At 39.1% G+C, this 20,473-nt stretch carries 15 protein-coding genes and 1 pseudogene; 11 read left to right on the forward strand and 5 right to left on the reverse strand.

The window, feature by feature from the left end:
• Positions 1 to 53 precede the first annotated feature (53 nt).
• Positions 54 to 980, reverse strand: coding sequence for an iron-hydroxamate ABC transporter substrate-binding protein (locus RL70_RS10665; protein ID WP_039043381.1), 927 nt, complete (start codon positions 978 to 980; stop codon positions 54 to 56).
• A gap of 1 nt (position 981) precedes the next feature.
• Entirely contained in the window at positions 982 to 1,776 is a 795-nt protein-coding gene (locus RL70_RS10670) for an ABC transporter ATP-binding protein (protein WP_039043382.1), read from the reverse strand.
• Positions 1,777 to 1,894: 118 nt separating this feature from the next.
• On the opposite strand from RL70_RS10670, the gene RL70_RS10675 reads away from it, so the two are divergent.
• Positions 1,895 to 2,944 carry an NAD(P)/FAD-dependent oxidoreductase gene (locus RL70_RS10675; protein ID WP_039043383.1) on the forward strand — a complete coding sequence of 350 codons (1,050 nt, stop codon included), beginning with the start codon at positions 1,895 to 1,897 and terminating at the stop codon, positions 2,942 to 2,944.
• A gap of 69 nt (positions 2,945 to 3,013) precedes the next feature.
• Here RL70_RS10675 and RL70_RS10680 read toward each other — a convergent pair whose 3' ends face one another.
• Positions 3,014 to 3,364: a DUF3307 domain-containing protein gene (locus RL70_RS10680; RefSeq protein WP_039043384.1), complete on the reverse strand. Its 351-nt coding sequence runs from the start codon at positions 3,362 to 3,364 to the stop codon at positions 3,014 to 3,016.
• 131 nt (positions 3,365 to 3,495) lie between these two features.
• Here RL70_RS10680 and RL70_RS10685 point away from each other — a divergent pair, with 131 nt between their 5' ends.
• The 3 genes from RL70_RS10685 (at position 3,496) to RL70_RS18220 (ending at position 7,278) form a co-directional block, all read left to right on the forward strand.
• Positions 3,496 to 4,638, forward strand: a complete 1,143-nt coding sequence (locus RL70_RS10685; protein ID WP_039043385.1) for an HD domain-containing phosphohydrolase — start codon at positions 3,496 to 3,498, stop codon at positions 4,636 to 4,638.
• 7 nt (positions 4,639 to 4,645) lie between these two features.
• Entirely contained in the window at positions 4,646 to 6,442 is a 1,797-nt protein-coding gene (locus RL70_RS10690) for an adenylate/guanylate cyclase domain-containing protein (RefSeq protein ID WP_039043386.1), read from the forward strand.
• Between the two features lie 98 nt (positions 6,443 to 6,540).
• Entirely contained in the window at positions 6,541 to 7,278 is a 738-nt protein-coding gene (locus tag RL70_RS18220) for a DUF4309 domain-containing protein (protein WP_052245908.1), read from the forward strand.
• Between the two features lie 39 nt (positions 7,279 to 7,317).
• Here RL70_RS18220 and RL70_RS10700 read toward each other — a convergent pair whose 3' ends face one another.
• A complete protein-coding gene (locus tag RL70_RS10700) occupies positions 7,318 to 7,974 on the reverse strand; it encodes a TetR/AcrR family transcriptional regulator (protein ID WP_231567262.1) in 657 nt (218 codons plus the stop codon).
• A 248-nt stretch (positions 7,975 to 8,222) separates the two neighbouring features.
• On the opposite strand from RL70_RS10700, the gene RL70_RS10705 reads away from it, so the two are divergent.
• Both RL70_RS10705 and RL70_RS10710 read left to right on the forward strand, forming a co-directional pair.
• Positions 8,223 to 9,737 (forward strand): BCCT family transporter, encoded by a 1,515-nt coding sequence (locus tag RL70_RS10705; RefSeq protein ID WP_039043387.1) that lies wholly within the window; start codon positions 8,223 to 8,225, stop codon positions 9,735 to 9,737.
• A 15-nt stretch (positions 9,738 to 9,752) separates the two neighbouring features.
• Positions 9,753 to 11,798 carry a CocE/NonD family hydrolase gene (locus tag RL70_RS10710; protein WP_039043388.1) on the forward strand — a complete coding sequence of 682 codons (2,046 nt, stop codon included), beginning with the start codon at positions 9,753 to 9,755 and terminating at the stop codon, positions 11,796 to 11,798.
• A gap of 545 nt (positions 11,799 to 12,343) precedes the next feature.
• Here RL70_RS10710 and RL70_RS10715 read toward each other — a convergent pair.
• On the reverse strand, positions 12,344 to 13,309 hold the full coding sequence (locus RL70_RS10715; RefSeq protein ID WP_039043389.1) for a S8 family peptidase: 966 nt from the start codon (positions 13,307 to 13,309) through the stop codon (positions 12,344 to 12,346).
• Between the two features lie 2,122 nt (positions 13,310 to 15,431).
• On the opposite strand from RL70_RS10715, the gene RL70_RS10720 reads away from it, so the two are divergent.
• The 5 genes and pseudogenes from RL70_RS10720 to RL70_RS17580 all read left to right on the forward strand — a co-directional run bounded on the left by RL70_RS10720 (position 15,432) and on the right by RL70_RS17580 (position 20,359).
• A complete protein-coding gene (locus tag RL70_RS10720) occupies positions 15,432 to 17,231 on the forward strand; it encodes a DNA/RNA non-specific endonuclease (protein ID WP_039043390.1) in 1,800 nt (599 codons plus the stop codon).
• Between the two features lie 869 nt (positions 17,232 to 18,100).
• Positions 18,101 to 18,874, forward strand: a complete 774-nt coding sequence (locus tag RL70_RS10725; RefSeq protein ID WP_039043391.1) for a GNAT family N-acetyltransferase — start codon at positions 18,101 to 18,103, stop codon at positions 18,872 to 18,874.
• A gap of 168 nt (positions 18,875 to 19,042) precedes the next feature.
• Positions 19,043 to 19,464: pseudogene (gene fosM, locus RL70_RS10730) on the forward strand (FosM family fosfomycin resistance protein).
• A 123-nt stretch (positions 19,465 to 19,587) separates the two neighbouring features.
• On the forward strand, positions 19,588 to 19,860 hold the full coding sequence (locus RL70_RS10735) for a hypothetical protein (RefSeq protein ID WP_039043392.1): 273 nt from the start codon (positions 19,588 to 19,590) through the stop codon (positions 19,858 to 19,860).
• A 271-nt stretch (positions 19,861 to 20,131) separates the two neighbouring features.
• Positions 20,132 to 20,359: a TIGR04104 family putative zinc finger protein gene (locus tag RL70_RS17580; RefSeq protein WP_231567263.1), complete on the forward strand. Its 228-nt coding sequence runs from the start codon at positions 20,132 to 20,134 to the stop codon at positions 20,357 to 20,359.
• The last annotated feature ends 114 nt before the right edge of the window (positions 20,360 to 20,473 follow it).

Genomic DNA, 20,473 nt, shown 5'->3' on the forward strand with positions numbered 1-20,473 from the left:
TTCGCAAAAGAAAAGGATTCTTTCAAGGTGAAAGAATCCTTCTTGAATAACGATTACTTTAAAAAGTTTTCTTTGAAAAACTCAAGCTGATACTCAAGCGTTAGAGGATCGTTGAAGTAGAACTCACTCAACTCAGCTTCAAATACATGACCTTCTTTAACAGCTGGAGTATTCTTATATGTCTCAGTTTCCATAAAGGAATTATCGCCATCGTTATTGCGACTTAAAATAACGTAGTCTCCCATATAATCAGGAAGTACTTCAGAAGAAAGAGCGAAATAACCATCCTTTAATGCATCTGCTTTGACTTTTTCAGGCATCGGTAGCTTCATCTCTTGAAATAGGATTTCTGTTCCGCGTCCCCAGCTATCTCCATATACATAGAGCTGCTTGTCAAAGTTTTCAATAACTGAAACGGTCTTACCCTCACCGATTTTCGCTTTAATTTCTTCGCCAGTTTCTTGTGCACGCGTTTTGAAATCAGTGACCCATTCTTGAGCTTCCTCACCTTTGTTCAATAACTTACCGATTTCAACATATTGAGTCAAATAATCGACTTTATTGTAAGTGAATGTGACCACGGGAGCAATTTCTTTTAACCGATCCAAATTATTCAATGGAGATAGTCCAATGATTAAATCCGGTTCCAGTTCAATGATTTTTTCTAAATCTTCATCAGACACTACTTCAGCATCTTTCAGTTTCGATTCAAATCGAGGATTATCTTTTGACCAAGAGTCCACACCGACAATAGGAACGTCAAGTGACATAACATGTCCTGCAAATGATGACAAAACGACAACGCGCTGTGGATTTGCTGGAACTTCTATTGGGCCATCTTCAGATTCATAGGTAATCGTTCCTGAATCTTTCGCGGCTCCGTCTTTTGAAGGTTCCTTGGAAGCATCCTCATTTTTAGAAGAGCAAGCTCCTAGAACAAGAACCAGTGCAAGAGTTAAGAATAATAGTGCCTTTTTCATGTTAGTAATCTCCTTTTAATAAATCGTATGTAATACACATCGGTTTACCGCTTCTCGGATCCATTCCGATTTCTGCGTCAATCCTAAAAACTTCACGCAAAGTTGTAGGTTCTATTACTTCTTCAGAAGAACCCGCTTTAATGACCTTCCCATCTTTCATCGCTATCAAATAATCAGCGAAGCGGGCAGCCTGATTTAAATCATGTAACACCATGATAATGGTTCGTTCCTGCTCAGCATTCAATTTCTGTAATAGTTCAAGAACTTCCAACTGATGTGCCATGTCTAAATAGGTTGTCGGTTCATCAAGAAAAATGATTTCCGTTTCTTGTGCAAGCGCCATTGCGATCCAGACCCTCTGACGTTGACCGCCTGAAAGAGCATCCACTTGACGATCACGGAAAGAATCCGTATTTGTAACAGTAAGAGCCCAGTTAATGACATCGAAATCAGTTGCTGTCAACCGTCCTAGTCCTGTTTGGTAGGGGAATCTACCATAAGAAACGAGTTCCGACACTGTTAGACCACTCGCAGCTTCTTGCGTTTGCGGAAGAATTGCCATTTTTCGAGCAAGCGCTTTTGTTTTATGATCAGCAATATCTCCCCCATCCAACAATACCTTCCCTGAATGGCGGGGAATGAGACGTGTCATCCCTTTCAAAAAAGTCGACTTTCCACATCCGTTAGCCCCGATGATCGCAGTTATTTTCTTATTCGGTATCGTAACGGATAGGTCATCCACGATGATTTGTTCACCGTAAGCAATCTGTAAATTTTCAGTTGCCAAACGTACCATTCGGAGCACTCCAATCTTTTATACACAATAAACGTTGATAATGATTCTCATTATCGGTATAATGCTACTATAAAGAGTGATCCTAAAGAAGTCAAATATAAATTTAGGGGGATGAAGTATGTCTCAAGCAACAATTGTAGATGTGACGATTATTGGCGGAGGACCTGCAGGATTATATGCTGCTTTTTATAGTGGGTTACGTGGAATGTCCGCCAAAATCATTGAATTTCAACCGGAACTAGGTGGGAAACTACATGTTTATCAAGAAAAAATGATTTGGGACGTTGGCGGCGTCACACCAGCACCTGCAGCTGAAATGATTAATAAGCTAGTGGAGCAAGGCATGACGTTTAACCCCGAAGTTGTTTTGAATGAAAAAGTAACTGGAATTGAAAAAGATGATGAAGGAAATTTTGTCTTGACTAGCGCTTCTGGTGCTAAACACTATAGCAGAACAGTCATTCTTGCTGTTGGCGGAGGTATTCTAAAACCACAAAAAGTGGAAATAGAAGGTGCAGAGCGGTTCGAAGTCTCGAATTTACATTACACAGTAAAATCACTACAACACTTCAAAGGAAGACGTGTCCTGATATCAGGTGGCGGAAATGCTGCAATCGACTGGGCTAATGAGCTAGAACCTATTGCCAAAGAAGTGATTTTAACATATCGGAAATGTGATTTAAACGGACATGAAGCACAAGTTCAGCAATTGCTTCAGAGTCAAGTAGTGTGCCACTTTAATACAAGGATTGACAAATTGATAGCATCAGCTGATCACCAGTCAATCGAAAAAGTGGAATTAAAACATTGTCTAGAAGAATCCGGATTGACTCTGGAAGTTGACGATGTGGTCATTAACCATGGATATGAAGTGGATACCTCATTAATAGGAGGCAGCGAAGCGAACCTTGAGCTCACAAACGACCACCGAATTGCTGGAACACCGATGAGCGGGACTTCAGTTCCTGGGATTTTTGCTGCTGGAGATGTCCTTTTCCATGAAAGTAAAGTCAATCTCATCGCGGGGGCATTTCAAGACGCTGCAAACGCTGTAAATAGTGCCAAAATGTATTTAGATCCAAAAGCATCCCAGGCAGGCATGGTGAGCTCGCACAATGATGTCTTCAAAGAACGTAACAAAAAACTTGTACAGCAGTTAATCAGTTAAACCTAAATATGAAATTACTTCCCCACAAAAAGAAGCAGATGCACTAGGCTCTGCTTCTTTTTGTCGTTCTTATCCCCAAATGTGTGCAATGATGGAAAGTACTATAATATGAAAGACTTGGTCCGCCATAATTATCAGCCACGCAGGTTCTCCATCTTTTATGCCCATTATCGTCTTCGCCCACCATGCAACAAAACGACGGCGATCCAAAATGACATGACTCACAAAAATAATGGCAACAACCCATAAAGAAATCCTTCCTGTGCCTATTAAAAATGCAACACTTACAGCCGATGTATAAACGAAACAATGGGTTAAGAGTGGAGCCCACTTTGTGGCTTTTCCTGCAGCCATCCAACTCGTTTGCAGTAAATAATCGCCAATCAGATGCCCTATTATTAAATATGAGAACAATGTCACGTTGTTACCTCCGTGTTACTGATTTTTCATTGAAAGTAATGACTTTAGTTGTGTATTTATGATTGTTTCATGATACTATTATTACAAATAGAGAGAAACGTGACAACAGTTTTTTAGAAAGGAATTAGTAAATGGAAAAATCACTTGCATTAACGACTCCTGACTCCTCTGAATTTCCACAGTCAGATCTACTTTTATCTACTATTTTTGAATATATGGGGAAAATGTCCACTGAAACAGACATTGCAAAGATGCTATTGTTACTAGCTGATTTAGGTACAAAGTTAGTACAGGCAGATCGATGTACCGTTTGGCTCCATGAATCTATATCGCAGACTGTTTGGACGGTCGCAGGTCATGGGGTAGAAAGAATTACAATATCGGATACGAGCGGGTTTGTGGGAAGAAGCATACAAGCCGGAACGGTGATTAATGTAGAAGATGCTTATTTAGATGAACGATTCAATACTGCAGTCGATCAGGAAACAGGTTATCATACACGTTCTATACTGTGTATCCCATTCACTAACCAAGAAGGAAAAATAATTGGTGCATTCCAGGCTATTAATAAGCTTGGAGATTCCCACTTTACAAAAAAGGATGAAACGTTGTTATCATTTGCCTCAACGTATGCTGGTAAATCTCTTGATACGTTCATGTTACATAACGAGTTACTGGAAACGCAAAAAGAAATTATAGAAACGATGGGGGAAATAGGCGAGAGTCGATCGCAAGAAACCGGTAATCATGTCAAACGTGTGGCAATCTATTCTTATAAGTTGGCTCAACTTGCAGGTATCTCTGAACCACAATCGCTTCTTCTTCGTTACGCATCTCCCATGCATGACATAGGAAAAGTGGCAACACCCGATTCAATTCTACTGAAGCCTGGAAAGTTAACGCCCGAAGAATTTGAAGAAATGAAGTTGCATACAGTCGTTGGATATAATGTTTTTCGGAAATCAGAGCGTGAATTATTAAAAACAGCTGCCATTATCGCTTACGAGCATCATGAAAGATGGGAAGGCGGCGGATATCCTAGAGGTTTGGAGCGAGAACAGATTCATATATTTGGAAGGATCACCGCAATCGCTGATGTATTTGACGCACTAGGTAGTGACCGCGTGTATAAAAAGGCTTGGCCGCTTAAAAAAATCGTGTCGTACATGTCTGAGCAACGGGGCAAACAATTTGATCCTACGTTAATAGATCTATTTCTAGACCATTTAGATGAATTTGTCGCAATTCGTGATAGTTATACCGATAGGATGTGAAGTGTAAGTGTCAAAAACTATTTCAATAGTAGAAACCCGTCTAGTTAAATTGCCAATTGAAGTAGTATGGGAGCTAGTTTCCGATACCAATCGCTTAAACCGATACCTCGGATTGTTTCCAGTCAACTTTACTCCCTTTAGAACCAGGACCCAACAGCTCATTCGAAAAGCAAAAGGAAAAGCTTATGGATTGATAGAGGTTGAATGGGATGAAAACGTATTTGAATGGGTTCGTGAATCTTATTACACGGTTGAGCGTAATTATACGAAAGGGCCAGTGGAGCGTGCGATTTGGAAAGTGTCAGTTACGAAAGTGGACGAGGAAGAAACGAAGTTGACACTTACAGGATTGTTTGAGTATCGTTCTCTTTTAGGAAAAGTGGCATTAAAAAAAGGAATTATTCCTCAACTCCTTCAAACATTTACTTATGTCGAAGACGCTGCAGCGACAAAGGAGCATATGCCAACAGCAAGAGAACAGAAAGCCATTCAAATAGATGAACGCGTTTTGCTTGATGCAGAACACCACTTGAACGAATTATCGCTTGATCAGGCACTTGTCAAAGCGCTCATTAGAACCATTCGAACAGAATCAGATGTAGCTGTGTCGTCAATTCAGCCCTATCGATGGGCATTTGAACATGGATTTACTAAACAACAAGCAGTTCGTCTATTCTTGTTTGCGAGTGAAGCCGGGGTATTGGATTATGAATGGAGTTTGATGTGCCCGAACTGTCGAGTCGCTAAAGATCATGCCTCCGTCTTAAAAGATGTGAAAAAAACGGTGCATTGTGATCTATGCGGTGTGGACTTCGAACTTGATTTTGAAAACTATGTAGAAATGACTTTTCAAGTGAACGGTGCGATTCGAAAAACGAACAAAGTAACGTTTTGCATAAACGGACCAACTAATTCACCACATACAATTGGACAGTTTCGGATTCCGCCTCAATCGACGACACATGTACCGTGGACTAGTATTCCTAAGGACATGCAAATCCGGGTGGTGAAGCATAATTTCAAAGTTCCATTTACCTATCAACCAAACATCGAATCTTCCCAAATACATATTCAACCTAATGGTATTGTCGAACAATTTCTCATGCAAAGTTCAGACATTTCAATTGTTAACACGAGTGATGAAGAATATGTTGTGGCATTTGAAGAGACGAAATGGGATGAATATGCGCTTACAGCACGTGAAGTAACCTCACTTCAGTTGTTCCGGGATTTGCTACCCGCAGAAGTTCTTGCGCCAGGCATGCAAATCGGGGTAGGTAAGCTGACCATTCTGTTTACTGATCTGAAGGATTCAACTCAGTTATATGAACGGGTTGGGGATGCAAGCGCATATAGTGATGTCCAAAAACATTTCACCTCACTTGGCAATCTAATTCGTTCCCATGATGGAACAATTGTAAAAACAATAGGAGATTCGATTATGGCGGCATTCTCTTCTAACATTCATGCGTTGGAAGCAGCGCTTGATATACAATCCTCTGTGTCCTCCCTGAACAAAATGTTGAATAATCCGGTCACTATTAAGATAGGTTTGCACGAGGGGCCAGTGATTGCGGTCAATGCAAATGGTGTGCTAGATTACTTTGGCAGAACTGTTAACATGGCAGCGCGTGTTCAACAACAGAGCGCTGGGGGAGACATTGTGTTGAAAAAGAAACTTTTCGATGAGCTGGAAGTCAAGGCGGATTTAGGATTGGTAACGGAATTCACGACACAACTACATGGAATGGCATCACCTATTCAATTGGTCAGATTGAATCCTATACTTGGTGATGTAGATTGAAAGAGCTATTTTAGCTCTTTTTTTCGTTTTACGTGTATTTGAAAGTGAACAGGGAAAATAAGAAAGGTAAACATCCATATATAGGAGGGAGAATGATTATGAAAAAAAATCTTATGCTACTCACTATATTACTTTCTGGCGGTCTAGCTGCCTGTTCTGCATCTCCAACGGACGAAACAACCAATTCCACCCAACAGGAAATGGGCGATTCTGTTCAAAATGAAACAGATGGAAACGCTGGAGGTCAAAATTATGAAGAAGATCAGACTTCTAATAACGAACAGTCCCAGTCAGATGAAGCACAAGACAGCGATGGAACATCAGCGTCAGAAGAAAATGATAACCAAGGGCAATCTGGCCAAGCAGGCACTGCTGATGAGTCAATTGATAAAGAACAAAAGAAAATGGCAATTGATACATTGAACGACTTAGTTTTAGATGGAAAGAAAGGGAAAGTATATCATTTAAATGATAACTTCTACGTGGGGAGAACCACTCAAACTGACGTCTATAATACAATTGGAAAGCCTGAACGCCAGGACACATTCGATCGATATACCGGGTCAATGGGGCAAGCTTCCTATGATCTCAGATATAATGAAAAGGGTCTATTAGTTGAAGCACGTTACCTTGGAACGAACGTTGAAAGACAAACAAATTTAGGTGGCATCAGTTCAAAAGATTTAGTAGAACAATTGGGTAACCCAGATGAAAAAAGAATGCTGAAAGGTTCCAATCAAACGAGTTATATATATGAATTAGGAAACTACGAGATCCAGTTCGTCATGACTGAGAAAGACAAAGCGGACCATGTCAACTTGTTGCTCGTCTCTTGAAAAAAGCCATGCGGCGAATCCGCATGGCTTTTATATGTTTTATTCGGACTTCAACCGATTGATAATCTCTTTTACATAGAACATGGTTCGACTTGCAGCTTCATCAGGAGTTGCTTCAATGCGATTATTAAGGAAATTCATTAGCATTCCTTGCCAAATTAAAATAGTGACTTCATTGAGCGACTCGGTTTTATCTGCATCTAGACTGCTTTGCTCCACAGCTCTTTTCAAGATGGGATTGCCTCTTTTTACAACATTCTGTTCAAGTAAACTCATTCTGATTTCTTCAGGAACATCCACTAAGTCCGCTGGATAGAATTCATAATACTTCTCCAACAAATGGTCGGGATTATCTCCTAGATCGCGGATGAAAACTGAGTGGAAGATATCTGGTTGTTTAAACGAATATTCACAAAAACATTCCCATGCAGTTACATATTGATCTAAGGCACAAGATTCCTCATTCATGCGTCTCGTCACTTCAACCGTATAATCCTTCATCAATCTCATCGATGCGAAAAACAGCAAGTGTGAGAACTCGTCGAAGTAATTATAAATGGTTGCACTATTATAACCAGCACGGTCTGCAACCTTACGAATTGTAACTGCTCTCGCACCTTCTTCTTCAATGATTTCAGTGGCGGCCTCGACAAAGTACTTCCACATTCTACTCTTTTGAAGCATTTTCTTATCCAAATAAAGCGCCTCGCTTTTCTCAGTTATCAGTAATTGTACAATACTACCAGTCTAATTCATTATACTTGTACTTGCGAATTTATTCTGATAGTATAAACGCGTTCACAAGATAATCATGATTATAAATTAAGAATGAAGAACTCGCAATCTTTTTTGACTACACAAATCTTGTTCAATAACAATTGAAATACGTTATTTGAAAGCGTTATCAAAGTTGCGTTTGTGAAACAACAAAAGGGGGTTGAAGGATGCAAAAAACGAAATTAGATCCTTTCGTATTTTGGACGTCAATAGTATTCATTTTACTGGCAACTGTGTTGCTAGTAGTCTTTAGAGAAAGTGCTGAACCTGTCCTGGATGACGTCATGACGTTCATTACGTTTAAAATGGACTGGGCATTCCAATTTCTCACATTTGGGCTATTTATATTTTTAATATGGTTGGCGTTTAGTAAATTTGGTCGCATTAAATTAGGGGAGGGAAAACCCGAGTTTTCTAGTTTCAGTTGGGGCGCTATGCTGTTTACCGCTGGAATGGGAACAAGCATTATGTATTGGGCAATGATTGAACCGATTTCGTACTTTTCAGGTCCGCCGTTTGGAATTGAACCTGGGACCAATGAAGCTGCAGAATGGTCACTTACATATGGATTGTTCCATTGGGGTATTTCAGCGTGGTCACTTTATGCATTTCCGACTGTCGTAATTGCGTACTCGTACTTTGTGAAGAAACGTCCATCTCTTAAAATCAGTACTGCACTAAGAGGAGCTCTTGGTAAATATGCAGATGGTTGGGTAGCAAAGTTAATCGATGTCCTCGTCATTTGGAGTTTAGTAGGTGGTCTTGGTACTTCTTTAGGACTTGGTGTTCCAATGGTTTCTGCTGTTGTCGGCTCCATATTTTCCATTGAACCGTCTCTCGGATTGGATGCCGTTATCGTCACACTCATCACTATTATCTATTCGGCGAGTGCCTACCTAGGCTTACAAAAAGGGATTAGAAGACTAAGTGATTTGAATATCTACTTAGCAATTGCCCTTGCTCTCTTTGTTTTCATCGCAGGACCTACTTCGTTTATACTTACGTATTTCTCGAACAGTTTTGGATTGATGCTTCAAAACTTCACGTTCATGAGTTTTCATACAGATCCGATTTCCCAAGGCGGATTCCCACAAGGTTGGACTGTGTTCTATTGGGCTTGGTTTGCTGCAACTGCAATGTTCATGGGATTATTCGTCGCCCGGATTTCCAAAGGGCGCACGTTGCGTGAATTGATCACCCATATGCTATTGTGGGGGTCAATCGGAGGCTGGGTCTATTTCATGGTCTTCGGTGGCTATTCTATGAACTTGCAGTTACAAGGAGTTGCCGATATTGCGAAAACACTTTCTGAACAAGGTGGACCAGCAGCTGTCGTCGAAATCCTTCGTTCTCTACCGCTAGATGTACTCGTGTTGCCATTCTTTGTGATCGTTGGTGTTATTTTCTTATCGACATCGATGGACTCTGCAACGTACATCTTAGCAGCCGTTGCAACGAAAGAATTACAGCCTGGTGAAGATCCTGCACGTTGGCACCGAATGATTTGGGGCGCTATTCTTGCAGTACTGTCAATCTCGTTGCTACTAGTAGGAGGTCTCCGTGTTATACAAACCTCGGCAGTCGTAGTAGCAGTTCCAATCTTCATCATCTATATTTTGCTTCTCGTTTCACTCGTAAGATGGTTGCGCGAAGATTTTCCAAATGAAAACCTAAACAAATAATTGGAGGCATTTCTCATGGTATTTAACGTAAGAGAAACAAATCGTACAATCCGCACGACCTTCCCGAAAAAAACGAAAGAATTATCGAACGTCATGATTCCGCTTTCAGACGGAACACAATTGGCTGCACACATTTGGCTGCCGGAAGACGCAGAAACAACACAGGTCCCAGCAGTTCTTGAGTACTTACCCTACCGTAAAAACGAATTTACTGCATTGCGTGATTCTCTACGTCATCCATATTTTGCAGGGCACGGATATGCGAGCATAAGGGTCGATATTCGAGGAACTGGAGATTCAGACGGCATTTTGTATGATGAATACTTGAAGCAAGAACAAGATGATGCATTAGAAGTATTGGATTGGATTGCAAAACAGTCATGGTCAACAGGTAGTGTTGGGATGATCGGTAAATCATGGGGTGGCTTCAATGGACTCCAAATCGCAGCGCGCCAACATCCAGCACTAAAAGCGATTATCACATTGTGTTCTACAGATGATCGCTATGCAGATGACGTCCACTACAAAGGGGGCGCAATGCTTGCCTCAGATATGCTTTGGTGGGCTAGTACAATGTTTGCGTATAATGCACGTCCGCAATATCCTGAAGTCAGGGGCGAGTCGTGGAGAGAAAATTGGTTGGAGCGCATGGAACTGACTCCTCCATATGCAGAAGAATGGGTGCGTCATCAGCGCAGAGATGCTTACTGGAAACACGGTTCAGTCATTGAAAATTACGATGATGTAACGATTCCAGTCTTTGCAGTTGGCGGCTGGGCAGATGGTTATACGAATGCGATTCCAAGATTATTAACAGGTTTAAAAGGGCCGAAAAAAGGTCTAATCGGTCCGTGGGCACACGAGTATCCTGAAATGGCGGTACCAGGTCCACAAATCGGATTCTTACAAGAAGCGGTCCGTTGGTGGGATGAATGGCTAAAAGACGAACGGACAGGCATCATGGATGAGCCGATGGTTCGCGTTTATATGCAATATAGCGTTCCACCACAAACAGAGTATTTATATCGTCCAGGACACTGGGTGGCAGAAGAACAATGGCCACCAGCAAATGTTAAAGAAAAGCAACTGTTCTTAAATGGAAAAAACTTGAGTGAAACAGCTGACGGGAAAGAAGTAATCATATCTTCCGTTCAACAACACGGATTGTATGCAGGCGTATTCTGTCCATTTGGCCAGCCAGGGGACCTACCAGCGGATCAGCGAATTGAAAATGGCATGGCAGTAGTGTTCGATGCAGCACCTGTTGAAAAAGACGAACCAATTCTAGGTGAACCTGAATTCCGTTGCAGAATTACTTCAGATAAAAAAGCTGCACATTTAGTTGTCCGACTCAATGATGTTGCGCCCGACGGTTCTTCGACGCGTATCACGTGGGGCGTGTTAAATCTTACACACCGCGATAGCGATGAGAACCCAAGTTATTTAGAACCAGGAAAACCTTACGACGTAACAGTGAAGATGAATGTCATCGGTCATACGTTGCAAAAAGGTCACCATTGGCAACTTGCGGTGTCACCGAACTATTGGCCACACATTTGGCCATTCCCTGAAGCGGTTACCTTCACAGTTGAAACTGGAGAAGAAACATCACTAGTCTTGCCACTTAGAAATCCGACAGATCTGGATAAGACGTTAAAACCTTTTGCTCAAGCGGAAACAGCGGAAGTACTAGAGAAGGACATTTTGCGTGAAGCAGGTCGTACACGAGAAGTGAAGCAAGATGCAGCAACCGGAGTCTGGACATTAGATGACTTTTCAGATGAAGGCAAGCGAAAATTGCATAGCAATGGACTCGAATACGGAAGCACCAATCGAAATGTCTATACCATAAGAGAAAATGATCCACTCAGTGCGCGCGTAGAATGCGATTGGACGTTAAGTGTCGGTAAAGACGAGTGGCAGACGTACTTGGAAACAAAGAGTACGATGACTGCGGACGAAACTCATTACTACCTCATGAACGAATTGAAAGCATGGGAAAATGAAAAGGAAGTGTTCCACAAGAAGTGGGAAGAAAAAATAGAACGCGATTTCACTTAATGTAACATTCGCGTAAAATCGTATTACCAAGGAAGCTGTAGAGGAATTCAGTGAAAACTGTTTGCCTCTGCAGCTTCTTTTTTTGATGGATGGGTTGTTATAGCGAATAATCGAAAGGGGAATCTTGAGAATAAGTAAATAATGCTCTTAGAGCTCCATATGTGCTCATAAATCATGAAAAATGCTCATAAATTCCAAGATATGCTCATAAATTTAAAAATCTGATCATAACTCCTGAAAAGTGATCATAAATCCAAAAAAGTGCTCATAACTCCTGAAAAGTGATCATAAATCACCATAAATCGCTCATAAAGTCCCGCGGTCATAGCATCAGGTACATCCAAATTATTATATCGCGACCAATGTTGAAAATTACTCCTTATTTAAAAGACGAGAGCCCAAGACCCATGTTTTTAAGAATCTCATCAGAAAAGTAAACAACTAATGTTTCCTTTCCACATTAGCTGGATTATTCACTCATAATAGGACACCTTTTTGTAATTATAGATGTCTGAAAAAAGCTAGTGAACCGCAATTTGTTCAAATCATTGTGAACTCAAAACCACAGCTTTACTTTCTCGCTCAAGTATACCTGTCAAATGTTCAAGCACCGTCAAGTAAACGAGCCCATTCCCTTCAATCTTTTGTGAGAAACCTAGTGGAACGGTCCTTTTTATTAGCTGGGCATAAAGCTCTGGCTCTGTAAGTTCTCTACCGAAACTGTTGTTGACCAACCCTTTGATGAGGGCAAGAGCTCCAGAGACATGTGGGGCAGCCATTGAAGTTCCGCTTAATGTTGCAAATTCCCCGTTTAAATACGTAGAAAGAATTTCTTCACCCGGAGCAACTAGATCGACTTCATTATGAGAGTTGGAAAAATCGGAAGGTCTTCTTTCAAGATTAATAGCACCTACACAAATGACTTCGTTATAACAGCCAGGATAGGCGAATTCATCGGTTGAATCGTCGCTATCGCCTTCATTTCCAGCTGCACAAACTACGAGTATATTATTAGCAACCGCTTTTTTTACCGCTTCATGAAGTTCAGGCAAATCAGTTGGACCACCTAGCGACATGGAAATTATATCCACTTTTTGTTCAATGGCATAGTTGATACCATTGATAATCCACTCATATTGCCCGGATCCTTTTTTATTCAATACCTTTATAATAAGCAGACTTGCTTCAGGAGCTACTCCGACAACGCCCTCATCGTTCTCCTGTGCGGAAATCGTTCCAGCTACATGAGTGCCATGACCGTTGTAATCGAGGAAAATGTCGGGATTACTTCCATCATCGTCCGTAAAGTTCCGACCGCCTATAATTTGATCTTGTAAATCAGGGTGTCTACTATCGCATCCTGTATCCAGTATAGCAACCGTAATGCCATTTCCTTTTGTTTCCTTCCAAATTGCGGGTGCTTGAATTAATTTCACACCAGGTGGAACTTCATTGGCCTCTGTCATTTGAATAATCACTTCGAATGGAATTACATGAGCAAAATTCTTCATTTTTTCCCTCCTCATTGGATTATCTGAAATTTGGTTAAAAAGGAACTCCTTAGCATATAGTCACTGATATAGAGGAATTACTAATTTAGTTGTTTCTATTAATAGTGTTTCTACAAACTAAAACTGAACACTACCAATATATTGAATTGAAATGAATCTTTTATTTCTTGGAGCAATGACTGAGAAAATAGAAGTCTAGATAGACCCATACATCCGGCGAAATATATTGCACATCCGTCGGCAATTCATCATATTATAAAAAATAAAACATAGAATAAATGAGGACTGGGCGGTTGAGCACTCAGTCCTACACTATTAAACTGTGAAACAAAAGCATGACAAATCTTTAAGCACTGTACAACGATGTAAATGGTTGGAAAAAAAGCATTTGACCGAGAAGAAAGAAGTAATTGTCCACACTTCTGCCGATGGGGGGGCGGTTACTCCTTTCGCGATAAAAAAAAGATAGCAGACAACGACACCGACATAAAAGCAATCCATCCACCAGATAATGATAGAAGTAAGCTTAGTATTTCGTATGTTGTCATTGGTTTTCACCTCCCTTACTTTGGAAGTGCCCAACAAGCGGTCCTGCATTCTTCGTAAATGGACTTAAATCTAGATGCAGTTGCTGTAGGGGGAAGTTATATAGTTCCCCCTACTATTATGTATATGTACAATCAGTATTTATATGCTTAATATTTATAGAAAATCACGGGGACTAGCCTTCCTGTTTAGTTGAGGGAAGGTACATCTCGTTTTTTTATTGTCTTCGATTAGTTCATTGATGTTATTTGAACGATATAAAGACAACATTCACTTTATATTCAATACGTTTACAATAAATAATCTTGCTTCAGGAGTTAATCCAATTACGCCCTTATCGATCTGTTGCACATCAAGAACTTCATAAAATTTTATTCTAAACCCACTATAAACCAAGGATAATACTGGTATATCTTCATGTGAATTATACCACAGTCTGATTATTCAGTCTAATTAAATAATGGGTATAATGAATAATTGATTCTGGAGACTTATTAAAAAGGTATAATATATAGAACGTAATCACTAGTATAACTGTGATAAAAAATAAATTTATCAAGTTGTAGTCCAAATTGCATATTAAAAATAATGTCGTTTATCTATAAAGTCGTCTTAAATTTAGAAAACGTTATATGATACAAAAGAATTAATTCAAGATTAATCTCAAAATCAATGTCTAAGACTGAAGATATTTAGGTCAACAATTGCATGTAGGCGTGAGATATTTTACTCCTTCTGGTTATTTTCCGTATATAAAAACAAGACTCCGTATTTAAAATAAATAAGTGTTTGAAAAATCAGTCCCAGAATGATAGAATAATAGATGCATTACTGGTCAATATTACTTATCGTCCAACTATGTAAATAGTTGGATAAAGTGCATTTGGCCGAAAAAGAAAAAGTAATTGTCCACTTGTCTGCCGATGGGGGGGCGGTTACTTTTTTCTTGTTAAGAAAAGATGGATGACAACGCCCCCATCATAAAAGCAATCCATCCACCGGAAAGTAATAGAAATTAGCTTATTACTTCGTATGTTGTCTTTGCTTTTCGCCTCTTTTCTTTTGGGAGTGTTTAAAAGCCTTTCATAACTTCACCTCAACTAAATCGAAATAATGATGCATTTTTAGTAAACTGGAAAATTATGGAGAAGCAGTTTTCATAAATTATGAAGTGAATATCCAAATCATATAGGGAAGCAAAAATAAAAACGTTTTGGACATAAAAGTGTCCGAACGTTTTTTTGAATGTCTTAAACCAATAACCTTAAAATGTTTACCCCTCTATATCACTCATACGGTCCACATAAAGGTAATGAAAAAGGTTTCGAATGGATAAAGTAAAATAATGGTTTATTATTGGTTCGAAAATCTTTTAATATCCACTGAAAAGGTAACTAGAGAATAAAAAGTAGAAATGTTAGAATATTTACAATAGTTGAATACCCTATAATTAGGGAATATGAATACAAGTATAAATTTAGAGTAAGCGCCTTACTCAGGGAAGCCAAAACAGAGTCAAAATAAATCTTCACTTCAACCTGTATTGCTTGATCTAATAATTTAGGGAGGGGAAAACATGTCTATTACACGTATGGATAAGTTTCAAAATCTTAATATGAATCTTGTAGATTTGCAACGACAACAAGCATTAAAGCGTTACATCGCCCGTTCTAGTGAACGCGAAAGAATTGCTAGTGAACTGAAAACAAAAAGTCCTTTAGAAGTAGATACTCCCGAAAGAGTCGCACTTCGTAAAGCGATTATTGATCCGCATGATGGACTTGCAATTGAGCGTATTATTGGTCAAGATGATCTATTTCCCATTTCTTATCTTGAAGCTGGTCTAAGAGCGGCCAAATCCGTTTGTAGAATCGAAATCCGTGATAGTGTAGGCAGGGTTCTTGGACATGCTACAGGTTTTCTTGTATCAACATCATTATTACTTACAAATAATCATGTTTTGGAGGACTACGAAACGGCTCAGTACAGTGTCGCACAATTCAACTATGAAGTCGGTCTTGACTCAAAGGAACGTCCAATGAAAACCTTCCATTTAGCACCCAAACGTTTATTTATTACGGATCAGAAGCTTGATTTTACATTAGTCTCGATAGAGGAAGTGTCTGCTGATGGTACAAACGTCAGTGATTTTGGGTTCTTGCCTCTCATCTCACAAACGGGCAAAGGATTGGTTGGTGAATGTGTATCAATTATTCAACATCCATCAGGGGCACCTAAAGCTGTAGCGATTAGAGAGAATCAAATTATGGATGTATTTGACGACTTTATTCACTACTCAACAGATACCATGCCTGGATCCTCTGGTTCACCAGTCTTTAATGACGAATGGATCGTAATCTCTCTCCACCATGCAGGTGTTCCAAATCCAAAGAACCGGGCAGAATTCATAGCCAATGAAGGCATTCGCATAAGTAGCATTATCCAGTTTGTTATGGACCAAGGCGCCAGCTTTAGTGATGATCAAAAAATGTTAATGAATGAAATTATAAATGATTGGGAAGTCCACGATCATACTACTGAAGAGATCATAGTTGAGGAGTTAAGCGATTCATGGTATGAAAGTTCCACCGGGTATGACGTTCAATTTCTTGGTGAAGAATTTGAAGTTCCTCTTCCGGCGTTCAGGTCGGATCTTGAACAGGATATTGCCCAGTTAAAAGACGGAAGCAGTGTTCTCCATTATACGCATTTTTCAATTGTTATGAGTAAGTCACGCCGTTTAGCCTATTATACGGTGGTGAATATTGACGGCAATCAATTGATGAAGATAGGCCGTAATAACAATTGGTATTTTGATTCCCGAATGGAAGTAGAGTACCAGTGCGGTCCTGAATTATATAAAAATAATTCACTTGATAGGGGACATCTTGTCCGTCGGCGTGATCCTGTTTGGGGAGATTCAGCGGAAAAGGGGAATGCGGATACGTTCCATTTTACAAATTGTGCTCCACAGCACAGTAAGTTGAATCAAAAAAGTTGGCTGGATCTGGAGAATTATATTTTATACAATGCCGAAAACTTGAATCTTAAAGTGACAGTGTTTACTGGACCAGTTTTTCGGATAGATGACATTATTTACAGAGGAATTCAGATACCGGCAGAGTTTTGGAAAATAGCTGTCATTGTTAAGAAAGATGGGAACCTATCCGCAACTGCTTATTTACAGACTCAAAAAAGTCTTATTGAGGATTTGGAATTTGCTTACGGTGAATATAAAACATATCAAGTACCAATTTTAAAGATTGAAGCAATAACAGGTCTCGATTTTGAAGACTTACGTAATTTCGACCCACTCAATCAATTAGAATCGACAATTGGATATGTCATTAGTGCATCTCAAGATATCAAACTCTGAAGTTTGAACATGCTAAGCATTAAAATTTATCCATTGTTCCTTTAGTAGGAACGACTCGGTCACTAATCAATTAGTGCAGTTGAAGAGGAAAGGTAAATCCTTAATTGTAAGTAACGAATACATGAAGGCTTTATAAATAATAAGAAGTTTATATTAGAGTTAAGATGACTGCTGATAAAACTCAATACTACCTCATTAACGAATTGAAAGCGTGGGAAAATGATAATGAAGTGTTCCACAAGAAGTGGGAAGATAAGATGGAACGCGATCTCACTTGATGCAACGTTCACGTAAATGTGTATTACCATGAAATCTGTAGAGGATTTCAGTGGAAAATGTTTGCCTCTGCAGCTTCTTTTTTACGGTAGATGGGTTGATATATCGATTAATCCAAAGGGTAAATCCTGAGAAAGAGAAATAAATGCTCTTAGAGCTCCATATGTGCTCATGAATGATGGAAAATGCTCATAACTCTAGAGCAGTAATTATAAACTACGATAAATCGCTTATAAAGTCTCGCGGCTAAAGCATCAGGCATATCCAATTCATTATCTCGTGATCAATTCAAACGAACTTTTCATTAATAGAGTGAAAACACATCAAATAACACGATTTGAGTGACAAAAAGCACCGTGAAGCTCGGTGCTTTTTTCATTTTCTTGAACTCTATCAGTTTTCAAGATAGCGATATTTAATAATCAGAAATCACAGAATTTGTAAGGTGACTCTGATATAATCAAAGCAAGTGAGGTAAGTCATGCTATTCAACGAATAGAATCAAATTGAGTAAGAATAATTGCTCCCAACAATGATGATATAAGATGAGTAGAATAATAATTCAACAATAAATTTTCGAGAGTAGGAATTTAATGATCTATGAAGCAAATGCTGAAGTAAGGAAAAAATTAGTACCTATGTTTAAACGTTTTGATAGCACAATTGTTCTTTCATATCTCCAAGGTCATATGGGAACTGCTTGGGTGGATGACCTGGAGAATCCAATGGTTGCCCAGATAACTGTAGGGATTTTTGTGTTTTATGCAGGTGATTCAAGTACAAAGGAAGCAGAAGAAATGCTATATAATCTCCCTGAATTCACCCTAGCAATTGTGGATTCTGATGAATGGAAAAATCGTATAGAAACAGTTCATAGTGGTGCCATTGATAAGTTCCAACGATACAGTTTTGAAAAGAACCCTGAGCACTTAAATAGGATACACATAGTTAACTTAATGGCTTCATTACCAGAAGGCTACGAAATTAAGAAGGTTGATAACAACATAGCAATTGCACCTTCCTTTAATAATCTATCAGAGGATTTTGTAAGTCAGTTTGAATCCTTGGATGATTTTATTAAAAGGGGTGTGGGCTATGCCATACTACACGAAGGTATAGTTGTTGCTGCAGCTACATCTTTTAGTGTATTTGATAGTGGTATCGAGATTGAAATTGCTACACATCCCGCATATAGAAGAAAAGGTTTAGCCACTATAGTGGCCGCTGCCCTGATTTTAGATTGCCTGGATAGTGGGAAGTACCCAAGTTGGGATGGAGCAAATTTTGAATCTGTTGAATTAGCAAAAAAGCTTGGTTACGTCTTTAAAGATTCATATGACACTTACTTTATTAATCGCATAAAATAATTTTCATGTTAGAAAATGTACCTTGAGTAATTGTTTATTTCGTTAGTTATGAAAAAGCAGAATTGCTTTCCAAATGATTCATCATCGGCAGCTATTTTAATGTAATTGATCTGCGTCGATAAAGTAATAAGACCATTATAGAGAGTGAATATTTAGGGGGGGATATAGTTGCTTGTAAAGGGACTTAATCATTTTTATTTTCTGTTTCTAATTTGAATAAATCTATTGAATTTTATCAAGATATATTTGATGCTAAGTTGCTGGTTAAAGGGAGAAGCACTGCCTATTTTGATTTAAATGGAATTTGGTTGGCACTTAATTTGGAAAAAGATATTCCTCGTAATGAAATAAGTCATTCATATACCCACGTTGCTTTTACGATAGAAGAAGTTGAGTTTTATAATGCATATGACAAGTTGGAGAGGTTAGGCGTAAACATTTTAACTGGCCGTCCTAGAGATGAAAGAGATAAGAAGTCTATTTATTTTACTGATCCAGATGGACATAAGTTTGAATTTCACACTGGTACATTGCAATCTAGGTTAGATTATTATAAACAGCATAAACCACATATGGAATTTTATAATTAAACGAAGCTTTCAGATTCCAGGCTATTCTGGTCTACAGAATATCTCCCTATTCATTGATGATGTCGTTACCTAGAGTGGAATAGTAAAGTAATGAATTTTTAAAAAATGGAGGGACGGATTAGAATGATGGTTTTAGCACCTTTCCTAGTGGCTGTTATATCGGGAAGTATTATATTGTTGATCACTTGGGGCTTAATCCAAAAGAATTTTTCACTACCTGTAAGAAATTTACCAGGAATCGTAACAATTATAGCCGCAATCATTCTATTTTACATCGGCTTTGTAACAATTAGAGGATTTGAAGGGGCTGCCTATTTATTTCTTGCCTTCTTTTTAGTTAGTTTTGCAATAGCTTCTTTTATGATGGCGAATATCATGGCAAAAAAGCAGTTGTAGAAAAATAACAAATGACATGCGCTATAGTTGTTTACCGTCTGCGAAATTTGTTACTTTCCGCTTGAGACGGCACTCTGATCCCTTCGGAGTCGTCCGTCTTTCGCTATAAGTAACGTCGAATACTAAAAATAAAGCGTCCGTTCATCAATCGGGACATTTAATTATGGACGTTGGATTTAGGGTGGTGGGATATGATGCCGACTTGCCAGAATTGTAATAAAGAGTGGAATTTGAAACAAACAATAAAAAAACGACAACGTTGGACCCTGCAATGACTTGTCCTAACTGCGGAGAAAAGCAATATCAAACACAGAAATCTAAAAAGAGGATCAGCTTTCTAACTGTAATTATTTTATTACCACTACTGATCCAAATCTTCTTTGATATACCAGTAATTATCCTGTTTAGCTTACTTCCTGTTTTCGCTGTTATCGTTTTTCTTTTATATCCATTTTTTGTGGAATTGAGTAGTAAGGAGAGGTGCATAGGCGAACAGTGAAGTGTTTGGACAAGAATAGGGGGATTTAATCGCAAAGCTTTGTACCAGAATCGGGCGATATTGCTGCACAAATAATCGCGCCAATATCGCAAACGGGCCAGCGCGACAAGTTCT

The organism is Sporosarcina sp. ZBG7A, assembly GCF_000813425.1.
In the GTDB taxonomy this organism is placed as follows: domain Bacteria; phylum Bacillota; class Bacilli; order Bacillales_A; family Planococcaceae; genus Sporosarcina.